We start from the raw sequence: 16,528 nt of genomic DNA, 5'->3' as shown, positions 1-16,528 counted from the left end.
TGATACTTCTGTGATACTTTAAAAAGTTATTTGTCCTTGTAAAATTGAACTGCAGTTCTTCAATTTTAGTATTAACCTTTATTAAAATAGATCATGAAAAAATCAATTATCAATGATGATGATAACTTCTCTTTGGCTTTAAAAGAAGAAATCAATCTACGACAAGAACAGATTAATTTAGAGGAAATTAAACACCTATCATCCGAAGATCAAAACTTATTTGTTGAATATGGAATAGCTCCAGCAATCGATACTCCATACAAAAATGTTATTCATGCTTTTGAGTATTGGGTATCAAAAACACCAGAAAATATTGCTGCTATATTTCGGAATTTAAGTATCACTTACAAACAACTTGATGATGAAGCCACAATACTTGCTTTAGTCTTAAAACAAAAAGGAATAAAAAGAGGTGATAAAGTAGGTTTGTATACACATCGTTCTTTAGAAATGCTAATTGGAATTATTGCCATTTTAAAACTAAGAGCAGTATATGTTCCTCAAGATCCTAGAATAGTTCCTAAAAATATGCTTAGTGAAATTACTAAACTTGGTGATATTAAAATCATTTTAACACAATCGGATTATTCTGAAAAGCTAGATTTTTTCAAAAGCGATGATCTAATTCAAATAGATATAGAATTAGAAAAAGAAATCTATAAAAATCTCTATGGAAATATTCGATTAATTCATCATGTGAATGATGACGCTAACAATTCTTGTTTCATTTTATTTACTTCTGGAACAACAGGAACTCCAAATGGTGTGGAAGTAACACACAAAAATCTATGTAATATTCTATATAATGCTCCAGGTAATCTTGGTATTTCTCCTGGAATAAAAGTTGCTCAAATTTTAAATATTTCTTTTGATATGGCCGCTTGGGAAGTTTTAGGTTGTTTAGGAAACGGAGGAACTTTATTAATTCGTGGAAAAGATATTGAAGAAACTGCTAAACAAGCCAATGTTATTATTGCCACCCCTACTATCCTTACTTCTATAGATGCAGAACAATGTCATGAAATTAAAGCTGTAGCTGTAGCAGGAGAACCTTGCCCTGTAATTTTAGCTAATACTTGGTCTAAGAAATGTGATTTTTACAATTGTTGCGGACCAACAGAAACTACGATTGTAAATACCATGAAAAAATGTGTTCCAAACAGTTATGAGCTTTCTATTGGAAAACCAACACCAAACAATACTGTTTATGTATTAGATAATGACAAAAAACCAGTTAAAGTTGGTGATGTTGGCGTAATGTGGGCTGGTGGCGATTGTGTTACTAAAGGATACATCAATAACGATGAACTAAATAAAACTAGATATGCTAAAGATATTTTTTTGAAAGGAGAGAATATGATGTTCAATACTGGTGATTTAGGGAGATGGGATGAAAATGGAGAATTAATTCATTATGGAAGAATTGACGATCAGGTAAAAATTAAAGGATTTCGTGTTGAACTTGATGCTATAACTAAAATCATCGAAAACTTTAATGAAGTAAAACGAGCTGTTACTTTAAAACATAAAAATCATTTGGTTTCTTTTATTAGTTTGACTGATAAAAAAGCTACAGAAACTCTTTTGAATCAAATAATTGAAGCCATAGAAAGAGATTTACCATATTATTATGTACCAAGTGAGTTTAAGTTTTTAAATAAACTTCCGAAGACTTCTAGAGGTAAAATCGACAAACGTAAAATTAGAACTTCCTATTTAAAATAAGCAATCATGAATACGATAATTATACCACCGAAAAAGAGTTTTCTATATCGATTAGGAAAACATCCTTTGCTTATTCCCTACAAAAGATTATTTATTTTAATCACATTAATAAACTGTTTCATTTTCTTCAAAGGATTAACTTCATGGAATTGGTTTAATCCAGAAAGCATAGCTATTTATAAGATTTCTAGAGTAATTCTTTTCAATTTTACACTCGCGATATTAATTCGACAACAGTATGTAATAAATCTTTTATTTACAATAGCTACAAGTGTTCCAAAACATTGGCCTTTGTTTATTCGAAGAATATGTGCCAAAGTATATCATTTTGGCGGTTTACACAGCTCTAGTGCAACTATGGGAACTTTATGGTACTTTGTGTTTGTTTGGGGGATTTACAAGAGTTTATCTAACGATGTATATCAAATCAACAATCCTATAGTAATTATTACCACACTCATCTTGGTATTATTAGTTACTATTGTAATTATGGCTTTGCCAAAAATGAGAGCCAAATATCACAATCAGTTTGAAATTACTCACAGAATTGGTGGCTGGTCAGTTTTGATATTATTCTGGGTTCAAATGCTATTATTCGTACGACTAGAATCTCCTTCAATTCCTTTGTGGAATAAATTAGATTTTTGGATTTTAATTGTTCTAACCGCAAGTGTAATAATTCCGTGGTTACGTTTGAAAAAAGTAGATATCAATATCGATAGTCCTTCTAATCATGTTGCCTTAACTAGTTTCGATTACGGAGTTACACCTTTTGCTGGTTCATCTACAGCATTGAGCAGAAATCCGCTACTAGAATGGCATTCATTTGCAAATGTTCCTGCTCCCGATAAAACTGGTTTTCGTTTAACTATTTCTAGAGCTGGAGATTGGACTGGAAAATTCATTTCAGAAAAACCTAATAAAATTTGGGTAAAAGGAATTCCTACAGCAGGTGTTGGAAATGTAGATAAATTATTTAAAAAAGTAATTTGGGTTGCCACAGGAAGCGGTATTGGTCCGTGTTTACCACATTTATTACTCAATGAAACTCCTTCTGTTTTAATTTGGTCTACTCGATCTCCTGAAAAAACATACGGAGAAGCATTAGTAAATGAGATTAAAAATGTACAACCTAATGCTATTATTTGGAATACAGATGAACATGGAAAACCTGATTTGGTAAAACTTACTTACCAAGCTTATAAAGATTTTAATGCTGAAGCTGTAATCTGTATTTCTAATCAGAGTTTAACGCAAAAAGTAGTTCATAATATGGAATACCGAGGAATTCCAGCTTACGGAGCTATTTGGGACTCTTAACAATCACAAAACTTATTACTTATGAATGTACTATTTGAAAAAATAGATAGGATCGTTATTGCCAAATTAAACCGTCCTGAAGCACTTAATGCACTGAATTCAGAACTTATGCATGAACTTATTTCTGGATTATTAGAATATGATAAATCTCCGAAAATTGGCTGTATTATTATTACAGGAAATGAAAAAACTTTTTGTGCTGGAGCTGACATTAAAGAAATGGCTGAAAAAGATTTCACAGCAATGTTTAATGAAGATTATTTTGGGTATTGGGAAATTTTTTCACGCATTAAAACTCCTATAATCGCTGCGGTAAATGGTTATGCTTTTGGTGGCGGATGCGAACTTGCCATGATGTGTGATATTATTTATGCTTCAGAAAATGCACAATTTGGTCAGCCTGAAATTAAATTAGGAGTTATTCCAGGTATTGGTGGAACTCAACGATTAACAAAACTTGTTGGAAAATCTAAAGCCATGGAAATCATTTTAACCGGAAAGACAATTAACGCCGAAGAAGCTGAGAAAATCGGACTTATTACTCAAGTTTTGCCTCAGGAAAATTTCACAAAACAAATTATTAAAAAAGCACACTTGATTGCTTCTTATTCTAAAACAGCATTAAAAGCTGCAAAAGAAGCTACAAATCAAGCTTTAGAGAGTAGTTTGAAAGACGGAATTGTATTTGAAAGAAAGTTGTTCCACTCTTTATTTCATACTCAAAATCAAACCGAAGGCATGAGCGCCTTTTTAGAAAAAAGAACTCCAAATTTTAATTAATCTTTAACCTCAATTTATCATGAAAAAATCAATCATTTTTATCACAATTTTATGTTTATCAATAGCTTCCATTTTTGCTCAAGAAGAAGAAAAAAAATCGAAAACTTCTTTTGCTATTATGCCTATTCACAATAGTGGAGCCGGATTTAATAATGTTTTTTTAGGTTCTTATGAACTTAAACCTAGAACAAAATTAACTTTTTACAGTGTTTTTTGGGTGAATCCTTCTTTTGGTAATCAAGGAAAAGATTTATTTCTAGAAACTGGTGTAGGTTTAGGTTTAGCTTCTAAAGACGGTAAACTGTTTGTAAACCCTAGTTTAGGTTTCGGACATGGAAAGTTATTATCTCAAACTGCTGGAACTAAAATTGCAGAAAGTTTAATTCCTAGTGTTTTTGCTTTATACAATTCTGGAAGATTTGAATTTGAAACCTATCATGCGTATTACATGAGTTTACGTGGTGAAGGTAGCTCACAGGATTTAATGTTAAACTGGGTAATTCCTGGTTTTAAAGTGAGCGACTCTTTTTCTTTTGGAGGATTTTATGAGCATTTAGGACAAACTAGAGTTGATAGTGGAGATACAAAAACTTTATATCAGTTTTTAGGAGGCTATGTAAAAGCAACACTTAATAATGGAGTTTGGTTTCGTTTTGCATTCGGACCAAACATTTCTAATGACAATTTAAATGCTGATGAATTTTATAAAATTCAAGCCTTTATCCCTTTATAAAATACTAAGTTGGGGGAATTACTGAAACTTATGTTTTAGTAATTTAGAAGAAACCTTAAAATATTTAAGGTTTCTTCTTATCAACTAAAAAAGATTACATTTTCTTGTAAATCTGTTTCCCTTCTGTATTAGTAGAAGTGTTTTTAAAAGTTAATTCTATTGTAGAAGCATCGATTAACTTAAACTGTATATTTCTCGTTTTAATTTTTAAAGTATTATCTGAAACATGCTCAAAAATTCTTGTACTTTCTTTAATAAACTTACAAGAAGCATTACTATCAATCGTTACTTTATCTTTATTATTTCCACTAGTGGTTGACTTTGTGACTTTTATAGTTTTTATTCCAGTACCTCCAATACCAATTCCGTATTTATTTAAATCTCCTTGCGTGAATGTTGCTTTCTTTTGAAGAATGAAAATTTCATTATTGTTTTCTTTAAACTCAATTAAAGAACCTGATCTACATGAACTTAATGTAATAGATTCTCCGTTAATTTCGAAAGAATTTAATGCCCACTTTCCTTGTAGTTTTTCTTTTAACTTTTTAAACTCTTCAGTTTCTACAGGAGTTCCTGTTGTAGGATTTCCTCCTGCACTAGTATCATCTGTATCTAATACAGAAGTAACTATATCTTTTTCATTTATAAAAATATCTTCTTGTTTTGTATTTCCTTCTACGGTTGTTACTATAAGTTTTCCTTCTTTTAACTCAGCAGTTAAACCTCTGTTTGAATTTAAATCTACAACGCCTTCTTTATTTACTTCATATGTTCCTGAAAATTGTTGAGTAACTGCACAACCGGCTGCAAAGGCTCCAGTTCCCTTTTTATTATAATTTAATTCATAATTTCTTTCTGTAAATTTTATTACAGATGTTTTTAAGCAGTTAAATGATTCTGCACTCACTTCTACTCCATTTACACTACTTTTTTGAATTAACCATGTTCCTATAAGTTCATTAAATACTGATTGGTTTTGATTTCCATCAATAGGAGTAGTTTCGTCATCATCATTACACGAAGTAAAAACAATTAAAGTTGTTAATAATAGAGCGATTGTTTTTAAATTAATAGACAGTAATTTCATTTTTATGTGGTTTTAATTCGGACTTAAAACAGCTATTAAAATATTTACCCTACCTAAATTTTATAAATTAACACTTGTAATAATTGAGTTTATCATAAAAACATCATTAAACCTTTAATTATATTGACTTTAACTTTTGAAAATAAAATTTAATATATGTTCAAAAAAAATTATTCCGTCTGCTTATATATTAATATTTTTGACATGTAAATTTTAACAATGCAATTACTTAAAAGAATAGGTTTTTATTTAGTCGGTGTAGCTTTGGGAACTTTAGCTGTTTCTTTCTTTTGGAAAAACAAAAAAGTTACTTTTGATTATGGAATGGATGCAAGAACTTTAAAAAGTATTAGAACCAAAAAAAGATTATTTTCTGATAATGCAAAGTCTGTAATGCTATCAAACAATATAGATACTGCTCAAGTTTCTACTATTTTGAAAACAGGCGATGTTGATTTTGGAAAGAGTAAACCTCGTTTAAGGCCTTGTGCAGAATACTACGTAACTAGTAAAAATTTAGATTTATATGTAATACGTTGTGATAGTACTGCAACTATTGATAAAATAATTCTAAAATAATTTTATTTTTTATACTTATCATTTAATCCTATGTTTTTCATAATCATAGGAATTATTTTTTGTAGTCGACTTACTTGTGTAGATTCTCTTTTAGCAGAACTTATATATTCTGTAAATTCTCTTTGTTTACTTAACGAAAAAGATTTAAAATTAATCATTAAATTTTCGCTCTTATTTAATTCGTTGATTAGTAATTCAGGAATTTCTAATGGTTTTGTGTTTCTTTTAGGCTTAAGTTCTTTGCCTTCATCAGCATTCTTTATAGCTTGTAAAACGTAATCTACAATTTTTACTTTGTCTATTTCTTCTATAGAAGTAAAACGCCATTGACGCATTGCTTTCGTTTTTCCTTCCTGAGCATTCATTAAAACTTTATATCTATCATTAATGAAAACTCCTTGATGAAACCATAATCCGAAATAATTTTTAAACCTAGCAATACCAATAATATTCTTTCCTTTATACAAATATGCTGGTGCTCCCCATTTGATAGCTTCTTCTAGATTTAATTCTAATAAAAAAGAACGCAAAAGGTTTAATTCTTGCGTCCATTTTTCTGAAGTTAATATATATGCTGTAACTCTTTCGTTCATTAATTTCTTAAATTCTAGTTAGCTACATCACTAGTAAACTTAATTCTCATTAAACGTAATTCTTCATCGTCATAATCACCATCAAATTCATCTAATGCATCTTGAATTTTATCTGTCTCAGCTTCCATAAAATATTCATGTATTTCTTCTTGCTGATCTTCATCTAATAAATCTTCAATTGCATAATCAATATTTAATTTAGTTCCAGAAAATACAATAGCTTCCATTTCTTTAATTAGCTCATTCATTTCTAAACCTTTTGATTTTGCAATATCCTCTAAAGGTAATTTACGATCGGTATTTTGAATAATATAAAGCTTTAAACCAGAGTTTACTCCTGTACTTTTTACCACTAAATCATCTGGTCTAGTAATATCATTATCAGTAACGTATTGTCCGATTAATTTGATAAAATCTTTACCATATTTCTTAGCTTTACCTTCACCTACTCCATGAACTGTAGATAATTCCTCTAAGGTTATAGGATATTTTAAAGCCATATCATTAATAGAAGGATCTTGAAAAACAGCAAAAGGAGGAACACCTAATTTCTTACCTACTTGTTTTCTTAAATCCTTAAGCATACTAATAAGCTTATCATCTAATCCAACAGCACTTGATTTAGCATTCGTAATTATAGATCCATCATCAGTATCATTATAAACATGATCTTCTGTCATCATAAATGAAGATGGATTTTCTAAATATACTTTTCCTGCTTTGGTTAACTTCACAACACCATATTGCTCGATCTCTTTTTTAATAAGATCAGCAACTAACATTTGTCGAATTAAAGCCATCCAATAATTACCATCTTTCTCTTTACCTATTCCAAAAAATGGTTGTTCTGTAGTTTTGTGCGATTTTAATAAGGCATTTTCTTTTCCAGTAATTGTATTTACAACTTCTTTAGCCTTATACATTTCATTTGTATTCTTTACTACTTTTAAAACAGTACAAACTTGTTCTTGAGCTTCATGTTTTTTCTTAGGATTTTTCATATTATCATCCATATCAGCTCCTTCTCCATTTATTTCGTCAAACTCTTCACCGAAATAATGTAACAAGTATTTACGTCTATTCATTGAAGTTTCAGCATAACCTACAACTTCTTGTAATAAAGCATGACCAACCTCTTGCTCTGCAACAGGTTTATTTGCCATAAACTTCTCTAATTTTTCTATGTCTTTATAAGAATAGAATGTTAAGCAGTGACCTTCTCCTCCATCTCTTCCTGCTCTACCTGTTTCTTGGTAATAACTTTCTAAACTTTTAGGAATATCATGATGAATTACAAAACGAACATCTGGTTTGTCAATTCCCATACCAAATGCAATTGTAGCAACAACTACATCACAATCTTCCATTAAGAACATATCTTGGTGTTTTGCTCTGGTTTTTGCATCAAAACCTGCATGATATGGTAAAGCATTGATACCGTTTACTTGTAAAACCTGGGCAATCTCTTCTACCTTTTTTCTACTTAAACAATAAACAATACCAGATTGTCCTTCTTTTTGCTTTACAAAACGAATGATATCCTTTTCAATATCTTTTGTTTTAGGACGAACTTCATAAAATAAATTAGCTCTATTAAATGATGCTTTATAAATATTAGCATCAGTCATTCCTAAAGTTTTTAAGATATCTTCTTGTACCTTTTCTGTTGCTGTTGCAGTTAGACCGATAACAGGAACGTTATCGATCTGTTTGATAATAGCTCTAAGATTTCTATACTCAGGTCTAAAATCATGCCCCCATTCAGAGATACAGTGAGCCTCGTCAATGGCGACAAAAGATATTTTCTGTGATTTTAAGAAATCTACATATTCCTCTTTAATCAAAGATTCGGGTGCAACGTACAACAATTTTGTAACGCCGTCCATAATATCTTGTTTCACCTGATTGACCTCAGATTTGTTTAATGAAGAGTTCAATACATGAGCTATGCCGTGAGTTTCGGAGATTCCACGGATAGCATCAACTTGATTCTTCATTAAGGCAATTAATGGTGAAACCACAATTGCGGTACCTTCTTTCATTAAGGCTGGTAATTGGTAACAAAGTGATTTTCCACCACCTGTTGGCATAATTACAAACGTATTTTGGTCGTTCAGTATGCTTTTTACCACATCTTCTTGAAGTCCCTTGAATTGATTGAATCCAAAAAACTTTTTTAAAGCATCGTATAAATTCATTTTCATAATGTTCCCAGAAAGCCAAAATTAAAAATTCAAACTAATACACAAAAATAATTACTTAAAGATCTTCAAAGTTTCTTTTAAAAGGAAAGTTTTTCTAGCTAAAATATTCCTATTTTTACACTTTAAATTAAACCTGTTTTACTTGAAAAATACAGACTTAATACTAGCTAAAGCTAAAGAAACTATTGAACTTCAAAGCAATAGTATAGCTAATTTAACTAATTTTTTGGACAATTCCTTTGCTAATGCAGTTAACTTCATATTAAATTCTAAAGGAAGAGTAATTATTACTGGAATTGGTAAAAGTGCAAATATTGCAAATAAAATAGTTGCTACTTTAAATTCTACAGGAACTCCAGCAGTATTTATGCATGCTGCAGATGCAATTCACGGTGATTTAGGAAATATTCAAACGGAAGATGTTGTGATTTGTATTTCAAAAAGTGGTAATACTCCAGAAATAAAAGTTTTGGTTCCTTTAATAAGAAATTCGAACAATAAAATTATTGCCATAACGGGTAATGCGGATTCTTTTTTAGGTAAAAATGCTGATTATGTTTTAAATTCTTATGTAGAAAGAGAAGCTGATCCAAATAACTTAGCTCCAACGAATAGTACTACCGCACAACTTGTTTTAGGGGACGCATTAGCTGTTTGTTTGTTAGATTTAAGAGGATTTAGTAATAAAGATTTCGCGAAATATCATCCGGGAGGAGCTTTAGGTAAACGTTTATATTTAAGAGTATCTGATTTAGTTAACAATAATGAATTACCAAAAGTAATTCCTACAGATAAAGTTTCTAAAGTAATTGTAGAAATCTCTGAAAAAAGATTAGGAGTTACTGCTGTAATTAATACTGAAAATAAAATTGAAGGTATTATTACTGACGGAGATATCAGAAGAATGTTAAATAAAACTACTAAAATAGATGATTTAACTGCTGCTGATATTATGAGTAAACAACCTAAAACTATTCATATTGATGCTATGGCAATTGATGCCTTAGATACATTGGAAAATAATAATATTACACAAATCTTAGTATGTGATAATGATAACAACTATGTTGGTGTTGTTCACTTACATGATATTTTAAAAGAAGGTATATTTTAATGGCACAAGAAAAAGAAATGTCTTTCTTAGACCATCTTGAAGAATTAAGATGGCATATTATAAGAAGTATTGTTGCTATATTTTCTGTAGCAATTTTAGCTTTTAGTTTCATAAAAGTAATTTTTGATGAGGTTTTATTAGCGCATTTAAAACCCGATTTTGTTACCTATCGTTTTTTCTGTAAAGCATTTTCTTTAATTGGAATTGATAGTAGTTTTTGTAACATTGAATTTTCTAAAGAATTACAAGTTTTAAACCCTACAGAAGAATTAATGACAGCAATTTGGTCTTCATTAATTTTAGGAGTCATACTCGCTTTTCCTTATGTTTTATGGGAAATATGGAGATTTATTGCTCCTGGTTTATTAGAAAGTGAACGTAAAAGATCGAAAGGATTTATCTTTTCTGCTTCTTCCCTATTCTTTTCAGGAATTCTTTTTAGTTATTATGTAATCTTACCGATGTCTGTATATTTCTTTTACAATTTCTCTATTGGAGATGCTATTGTTAAGAGCTTTAAACTTGGTGCATACATCAGTTTAATTACGAATACATTAATTGGAGTTGCAATATTTTTTGAACTTCCAATTATCATTTACTTCCTAACAAAAATAGGTTTAGTAACTCCAGAATTTTTAAGAAAATATAGAAAACATGCATTAGTTGTTGTGCTAATATTATCAGCCATAATAACACCTCCAGATGTTGCGAGTCAGATTATTGTAGCTGTTCCAATCATGTTTTTATATCAAGTCGGAATTTACATTTCAAAATATGTAATTAAAAAACAACAAAAAAATGTCGAAAAAAGTCCAAGAGTTCAATGAGTATCGCTCAAAAATGAACGAAAAGATACTATCAGGTGATAATAAAGTAATCAAAAGAATTTTTAATTTAGATACTAATGCTTATGCTAAAGGTCATTTATCAGTAAAAACTAAAGAGTTATTAGGATTAGTAGCTTCTGCAGTATTACGTTGTGATGATTGTATTGCATATCACTTAGATACTGCATACAAAAGCGGAGTTACTAAAGAAGAAATGATGGAAACTATGTCTATTGCTACTTTAGTTGGTGGAACAATTGTAATTCCTCATTTAAGAAGAGCTGTCGAATTTTGGGAAGCTCTTGAAGAGGAAACTCCAAATTAATTCAATTTAACAATCAATTAATACAATGTACTTTTATTAAATAGTAACATTGTACTTTTATTATATGATTTTAAGAGCAGATAACATACAGAAAATCTACGGTAGTCGTAAAGTTGTAAAAGGAATTTCTTTAGAAGTACAACAAGGAGAAATTATAGGTTTACTTGGTCCGAATGGTGCTGGAAAAACTACTTCCTTTTACATGATCGTTGGTATGATTAAACCTAATGGTGGGAATATTTACCTTGATGATGAAAGAATTACTGATGATGCAATGTATAAACGTGCTCAAAAAGGGATAGGATATTTAGCTCAGGAAGCTTCTGTTTTTAGAAAGTTATCTGTTGAAGACAATATCCTATCCGTTTTAGAATTTACAAACCGTACTAAAGAAGAGCGTAAAAAAAGATTAGAAGAATTAATTGAGGAATTCAGTTTAGGACACGTTCGTAAAAATAGAGGTGATTTATTGTCTGGTGGAGAAAGAAGACGTACAGAAATTGCTCGTTGTTTAGCTTCTGATCCGAAATTTATTTTATTAGATGAACCTTTTGCTGGTGTAGACCCTATTGCTGTAGAAGATATCCAAGGAATTGTTGCTAAACTTAAAAACAAAAACATCGGTATTTTAATTACAGATCATGATGTACAAGCTACTTTAGCAATTACAGATCGTTCTTATTTAATGTATCAAGGTGGTATTTTAAAAGAAGGAATTCCTGAAGAATTGGCTGCTGATGAAATGGTGAGAAAAGTTTATTTAGGTAAAGACTTTGAATTGAAGAAGAAGAAATTCTAAATGTTTCGTTCTAAACCATATTCTATTTTTATTCTTCTTGGAATTATATCTTTAATAATTTCATTAATTTTTAGTGATTATTTTAATTTAGGCTATGGTGAAAATCTAAGAGATTTAGTAATGAGTATTAATGTTCATGATACTTATTTTGTAATTACCTATAAAAATATCTTTTTCTTATTTTTCATACTATATATATTTAACTTTTTAATCTATTATCTGATTGATTTATTCAAAGGAAAACTATTCAAAAAAGGTTTAATCTTAAAAACAATTTCAAGTATAATTCTATTGATATTTACATCTTATGTGTTATATCAAGATCATAACTATAATCTAACTAAAGAAGATCTTTGGAGTGGAAATTATAAAGATTATAATGCTACTTTAATCCTATCTTTTTTACTCTTTATAATACTATTAGTAGTAATTCCATTTATTAACATTATGGTTTCTTTAGTTTATAAATTTAAATCACGAACCAATAGTTAGTTCTCTGTGTTTTAAACCCCACTCTACCATACTATCTAAAACTTTAGTTATAGTCTTTCCTGATTCTGTTAATTCATACTCTATTAAAACAGGGCGAGTATCGTGAACAATTCTTAACACAATTCCATTCATTTCCAGATCTTTTAATTCTTTAGATAACATTCTTGGTGTTATATTATCAATATTCGACTGAATATCTTTAAATCTTTTATTACCATAAAATAAAGATGCTATTATTGGCAATTTCCACTTTCCACTTAATACATTTAAAGTATCATTTACAGCCAAAACATAACTTACTTGGCATTTCTTAACTTTTGGGTAGGTTCTTACAACTTCCATTACAAATATTTAACTATACTTTTGTATAGTAGTATTTAACAACTACTTACTATACTTTATATATCAAAAATACTAATTTTAAATCATAATACATTAATAATTAACAAAATGAAAAAATTAGTCATTGTTACACATCCTAATATTGAAACTTCTGTAGTAAATAAAAAATGGATTAATGAACTTAATAAAACTCCAGAAACATATACAGTTCACTCTATTTATGAAAATTATCCTTCTTTAAATTTTAATATTAATGAAGAACAAGCTTTAATAGAAAAATATGATGAAATAATTTTCCAATTTCCTTTACACTGGTTTAGTACTCCATATGCTTTAAAAAAATATATTGATGAAGTATTTACTTACGGATGGGCTTTTGGTGAAGGAGGAGACAAAATTAAAGGGAAAAAAATTGGTTTGGCTGTTTCTACTGGTGGAGGCGAAGAAAATTATAAATCACCTAAAGGAATTCCATTAGAAGAACTTTTAAACGATGTTATTTTAACTTTTAGGTTTTGTGGTGCGGAATTTACTGGTTTACATAGATTATATGGTGCCATGTTTAATCCAGCAGAATCTATTTTAGAAGAAAATACTAAAGCTTATTTAGCAACTTTTTAAAACAAAAAAACTCCTTCTAAGGAGTTTTTTTATTTATTTCTTAACACTAATATTATTAAAGACAGACAATAAAATATAAATGATTATTATTAAAGGAATTGCTATAAACTTTAATAAAACTAACAAAACAATTGATGTTAATAAGAAAATATATTTTAAAAGATTATCTTTTAAGCTAGTAGACTTAAATTTAAGTGAAAATAACGGAAGTTCAGAAACCATTAAAAGACTTAAAATTATAGTTACTGCAATTAAAAAAAATTGATTGTGAATAATATTTAAAATAAATTCTGATTTTGTATATCCGGCAATCATTGGTAATGAAACTACAAATAAATTCATTGCAGGAGTTGGTAAACCTATAAAACTATCTGTTTGTCTTGTATCAATATTAAATTTAGCTAATCGATAACCAGCAAAAAGGGTTAATAATAAACCTAATAATTCTATAGAAATTAAATTATCTAAACCTAAACCGATATCTAAAGCAGAATCCCAAGAAGAAAATCCAAATTCTCTATAATAAGAACTATGAACCATAAACTGTAACATTACTATTCCTGGCACTACTCCACTTGTAACCATATCTGCCAAACTATCTAATTCTTTTCCTAATTCACCTTGTACCTGTAACAATCTGGCCGCAAAACCGTCTAAGAAATCGAGAACAATTCCAATTCCAACAAAAATTGCTGTTTCATAAAAAAAACCTCGGACAGCTAAAATTGCAGCTATAGTACCACAAAATAAGTTTCCGAGTGTAATAATATTTGGAATGTGTTTTTTAATATTCATATTTTTTCATGATTTTTACGAAAATATGAAATTGATTGTTTTTTTACTGTTTAATCAAAAAATAAATTGTTTTAAAGATGCCATTACTTAAAAATCAACTAACTACAAGTTTCCCTTTTAGAAACCCTCATGTAAATACGATTTACAAGTTTTTTATCACAAAAGAAAAACCTAACTATAAAAGAGTTAGAGTAAATACATGGGATAATGACTTTATTGATTTAGATTTTTTACCTAATAATTCTTTTTCTTTAATAGTTTTAATTCATGGATTAGAAGGTAGCTCTCAATCAAGTTATATGATGTCTACTGCAAATTACTTACATAGCATGGGTTACGACGTTGTATGCATAAATTTGAGAAGTTGTAGTGGTGAAGACAATAATATTTTAAAAACATATCATGCTGGTAAAACAGATGATGTACATTTTATTTTAAAATATTTAGAAGAACATTATGATTATCAAAACATTATTTTAAGTGGATTTAGTCTTGGAGGAAACTTAACTTTAAAATACTTAGGTGAATATGAAAATCAAATTCCATCAGTAGTAAAAGGAGGTATTGCTGTTTCTGTTCCTATCGATTTAACGAGTTCTCAAGCTGAATTAGGTAAACTAAAAAACAAACTATATATGCAAGAGTTTTTAAGAACTTTAAAAGCTAAAGTTAATTTAAAAGCTCAAAAATTTGATGAGTTTAACCCAGATAAAAAATTAATTGCAAAAGCTTCGTCTTTCAGAGATTTTGAGGAAATTTATACAGCTCCGGTTTTTGGTTTTGATAGCCCAGAGGATTATTGGAAAAAAGCAAGTAGCAAGCCTTATTTAAAACATATTAAGCATAAAACTTTATTAATTAATGCCAAAGACGATTCTTTTCTATCCATAGAATGTTATCCTTATGAATTGGCAGAAAATTCTTCAAATTTCTTTTTAATAACACCTAAGTATGGTGGTCATGTAGGATTTGTTTCATCTTTTAATGATCAGTCGTATTGGATAGAAAAACAATTTGTTAATTTTATTCAAAATGAGTTAAATATCTATTCTTAACAAACAATAACTCTAAAAAACTACTGTTATTTACTAAGGAATTTGGATATTTGTTCTTATTAAATTGATCGATTGAAAACAAAATTAGTTTATATTTTTCTTTTAATTTCTACATTGACTCAAGCACAATTTAGAAATTTCTCTAACGAATTTTTAAATATTGGTGTAGATGCTGCTGCCTTAGGAATGAGTAAAGCCGTTGTTGCTACTACAAATGATGTAAATTCGACCTATTGGAATCCTGCTGGTTTAGTAAATATTGAAGATTACCAAGGAACTTTAATGCATGCTTCTTATTTCGCAGGAATTGCAACATACAATTATGCTGGTTTCGCTATGCCTATAGATAAACAAAGTGCTGTAGGTTTATCTTTAATTCGATTTGGTGTTGATGATATTTTAAATACTACTGAATTAATTGATAGTGATGGAAATATCGATTTTAATAGAGTAAGCCTCTTCTCTGCTGCTGATTATGCTTTCAATATCAGTTACGGTAGAAAAATGTTATTAGATGGCTTTTCTATTGGTGGAAATGCTAAAATTGTTAGAAGAATTATTGGTGATTTTGCTACTTCTTGGGGATTCGGTTTCGATTTAGGAATTCAATTTGAAAGAAACGGTTGGAAATTTGGGGCTATGGCTCGCGATATTACAACAACATTTAATACTTGGTCTATAGATGAAGATGAATTTGAAAAAATTAGAAACGCAGTTCCAGGACAAAATCAAGAATTACCAGAAACTACTGAGATTACTAAACCTAAACTTCAAGTTGGTGTAGCACGAGATTTTAAAATTGGTCGTTATTTTAATTTACTTGCAGAAGTTGATTTAAATATGAGATTTGCCGAAACTAACGATATTATTTCAACCTCTTTTTTAAGTATTGATCCTGCTTTTGGTTTTCAATTAGATTATGATCAGTTGGTATATTTACGAGTTGGTGCTGGTAATTTTCAGAATACTACAGAATTTAATGGTGAAGAATCTCTTGCTGTACAACCAAATTTCGGATTAGGTTTTAAATATAAAGGAATTCAAATCGATTATGCTTTAACTAATATTGGAAGTGTAGGAAATGCATTGTTTTCTAATATTTTTTCTATTAAATTCGACTATAGTTTTTACCGATAA

General features: G+C 29.2%; 18 protein-coding genes. 13 read left to right on the top strand and 5 right to left on the bottom strand.

What is annotated here, in order from left to right; all coding sequences use genetic code 11:
• Window positions 1-93 precede the first annotated feature (93 nt).
• Genes Q1A46_RS12890 through Q1A46_RS12875 form a run of 4 tightly spaced genes read left to right on the top strand, consistent with a single transcriptional unit; the run spans window position 94 to window position 4,558 of the window.
• Window positions 94-1,725 carry an AMP-binding protein gene (locus Q1A46_RS12890; RefSeq protein WP_299679235.1) on the top strand — a complete coding sequence of 544 codons (1,632 nt, stop codon included), beginning with the start codon at window positions 94-96 and terminating at the stop codon, window positions 1,723-1,725.
• A 6-nt stretch (window positions 1,726-1,731) separates the two neighbouring features.
• The gene (locus tag Q1A46_RS12885; RefSeq protein WP_299679232.1) at window positions 1,732-3,045 is read left to right on the top strand and encodes a hypothetical protein; all 1,314 of its coding nucleotides are present in this window, start codon (window positions 1,732-1,734) and stop codon (window positions 3,043-3,045) included.
• Between the two features lie 21 nt (window positions 3,046-3,066).
• Window positions 3,067-3,825 (top strand): enoyl-CoA hydratase-related protein, encoded by a 759-nt coding sequence (locus Q1A46_RS12880; protein ID WP_299679229.1) that lies wholly within the window; start codon window positions 3,067-3,069, stop codon window positions 3,823-3,825.
• Window positions 3,826-3,844: 19 nt separating this feature from the next.
• Complete coding sequence (locus Q1A46_RS12875; protein ID WP_299679226.1) at window positions 3,845-4,558, top strand: DUF6733 family protein; 714 nt, start codon at window positions 3,845-3,847, stop codon at window positions 4,556-4,558.
• A 94-nt stretch (window positions 4,559-4,652) separates the two neighbouring features.
• On the opposite strand, the gene Q1A46_RS12870 is transcribed toward Q1A46_RS12875, so the two are convergent.
• Window positions 4,653-5,645, bottom strand: a complete 993-nt coding sequence (locus Q1A46_RS12870; RefSeq protein ID WP_299679223.1) for a lipocalin family protein — start codon at window positions 5,643-5,645, stop codon at window positions 4,653-4,655.
• 219 nt (window positions 5,646-5,864) lie between these two features.
• Here Q1A46_RS12870 and Q1A46_RS12865 point away from each other — a divergent pair, with 219 nt between their 5' ends.
• Window positions 5,865-6,224 (top strand): DUF4258 domain-containing protein, encoded by a 360-nt coding sequence (locus Q1A46_RS12865; protein ID WP_299679220.1) that lies wholly within the window; start codon window positions 5,865-5,867, stop codon window positions 6,222-6,224.
• A 2-nt stretch (window positions 6,225-6,226) separates the two neighbouring features.
• Here the strand turns inward: Q1A46_RS12865 and Q1A46_RS12860 are convergent, their stop codons facing one another.
• Both Q1A46_RS12860 and Q1A46_RS12855 read right to left on the bottom strand, forming a co-directional pair.
• Entirely contained in the window at window positions 6,227-6,817 is a 591-nt protein-coding gene (locus Q1A46_RS12860) for a YdeI family protein (protein WP_299679217.1), read from the bottom strand.
• Window positions 6,818-6,831: 14 nt separating this feature from the next.
• Window positions 6,832-9,015 (bottom strand): RecQ family ATP-dependent DNA helicase, encoded by a 2,184-nt coding sequence (locus Q1A46_RS12855; protein ID WP_373456512.1) that lies wholly within the window; start codon window positions 9,013-9,015, stop codon window positions 6,832-6,834.
• Window positions 9,016-9,163: 148 nt separating this feature from the next.
• Between Q1A46_RS12855 and Q1A46_RS12850 the strand changes: the two genes are divergently transcribed.
• The 5 genes from Q1A46_RS12850 (at window position 9,164) to Q1A46_RS12830 (ending at window position 12,578) form a co-directional block, all read left to right on the top strand.
• Window positions 9,164-10,135, top strand: coding sequence for an SIS domain-containing protein (locus Q1A46_RS12850; RefSeq protein WP_299679212.1), 972 nt, complete (start codon window positions 9,164-9,166; stop codon window positions 10,133-10,135).
• A complete protein-coding gene (gene tatC / locus Q1A46_RS12845) occupies window positions 10,135-10,962 on the top strand; it encodes a twin-arginine translocase subunit TatC (protein WP_299679210.1) in 828 nt (275 codons plus the stop codon). The genes Q1A46_RS12850 and tatC overlap by 1 nt, the downstream gene beginning before the upstream one ends.
• Complete coding sequence (locus tag Q1A46_RS12840; RefSeq protein ID WP_299679209.1) at window positions 10,934-11,287, top strand: carboxymuconolactone decarboxylase family protein; 354 nt, start codon at window positions 10,934-10,936, stop codon at window positions 11,285-11,287. The genes tatC and Q1A46_RS12840 overlap by 29 nt, the downstream gene beginning before the upstream one ends.
• A gap of 64 nt (window positions 11,288-11,351) precedes the next feature.
• Window positions 11,352-12,086 (top strand): LPS export ABC transporter ATP-binding protein, encoded by a 735-nt coding sequence (gene lptB, locus Q1A46_RS12835; RefSeq protein ID WP_299679206.1) that lies wholly within the window; start codon window positions 11,352-11,354, stop codon window positions 12,084-12,086.
• Window positions 12,087-12,578 (top strand): hypothetical protein, encoded by a 492-nt coding sequence (locus tag Q1A46_RS12830; RefSeq protein ID WP_299679203.1) that lies wholly within the window; start codon window positions 12,087-12,089, stop codon window positions 12,576-12,578.
• On the opposite strand, the gene Q1A46_RS12825 is transcribed toward Q1A46_RS12830, so the two are convergent.
• Window positions 12,561-12,920 (bottom strand): helix-turn-helix domain-containing protein, encoded by a 360-nt coding sequence (locus tag Q1A46_RS12825; protein ID WP_299679200.1) that lies wholly within the window; start codon window positions 12,918-12,920, stop codon window positions 12,561-12,563. The two genes, Q1A46_RS12830 and Q1A46_RS12825, sit on opposite strands and share 18 nt — an antisense overlap.
• A 108-nt stretch (window positions 12,921-13,028) precedes the next feature.
• Here Q1A46_RS12825 and Q1A46_RS12820 point away from each other — a divergent pair, with 108 nt between their 5' ends.
• A complete protein-coding gene (locus Q1A46_RS12820) occupies window positions 13,029-13,541 on the top strand; it encodes an NAD(P)H-dependent oxidoreductase (RefSeq protein WP_299679197.1) in 513 nt (170 codons plus the stop codon).
• 33 nt (window positions 13,542-13,574) lie between these two features.
• Here Q1A46_RS12820 and Q1A46_RS12815 read toward each other — a convergent pair whose 3' ends face one another.
• Window positions 13,575-14,336 carry a phosphatidylcholine/phosphatidylserine synthase gene (locus Q1A46_RS12815; protein WP_299679194.1) on the bottom strand — a complete coding sequence of 254 codons (762 nt, stop codon included), beginning with the start codon at window positions 14,334-14,336 and terminating at the stop codon, window positions 13,575-13,577.
• A 77-nt stretch (window positions 14,337-14,413) separates the two neighbouring features.
• Between Q1A46_RS12815 and Q1A46_RS12810 the strand changes: the two genes are divergently transcribed.
• Window positions 14,414-15,391, top strand: a complete 978-nt coding sequence (locus Q1A46_RS12810) for a YheT family hydrolase (RefSeq protein ID WP_299679191.1) — start codon at window positions 14,414-14,416, stop codon at window positions 15,389-15,391.
• A 72-nt stretch (window positions 15,392-15,463) separates the two neighbouring features.
• Window positions 15,464-16,528 (top strand): PorV/PorQ family protein, encoded by a 1,065-nt coding sequence (locus tag Q1A46_RS12805; RefSeq protein ID WP_299679188.1) that lies wholly within the window; start codon window positions 15,464-15,466, stop codon window positions 16,526-16,528.

It is taken from the genome of uncultured Tenacibaculum sp. (assembly GCF_947502995.1).
Classification (GTDB): Bacteria; Bacteroidota; Bacteroidia; order Flavobacteriales; family Flavobacteriaceae; genus Polaribacter.
The sequence above is the reverse complement of the archived record's forward strand: the minus strand, read 5'-3'. Positions and strand labels throughout refer to the sequence as shown.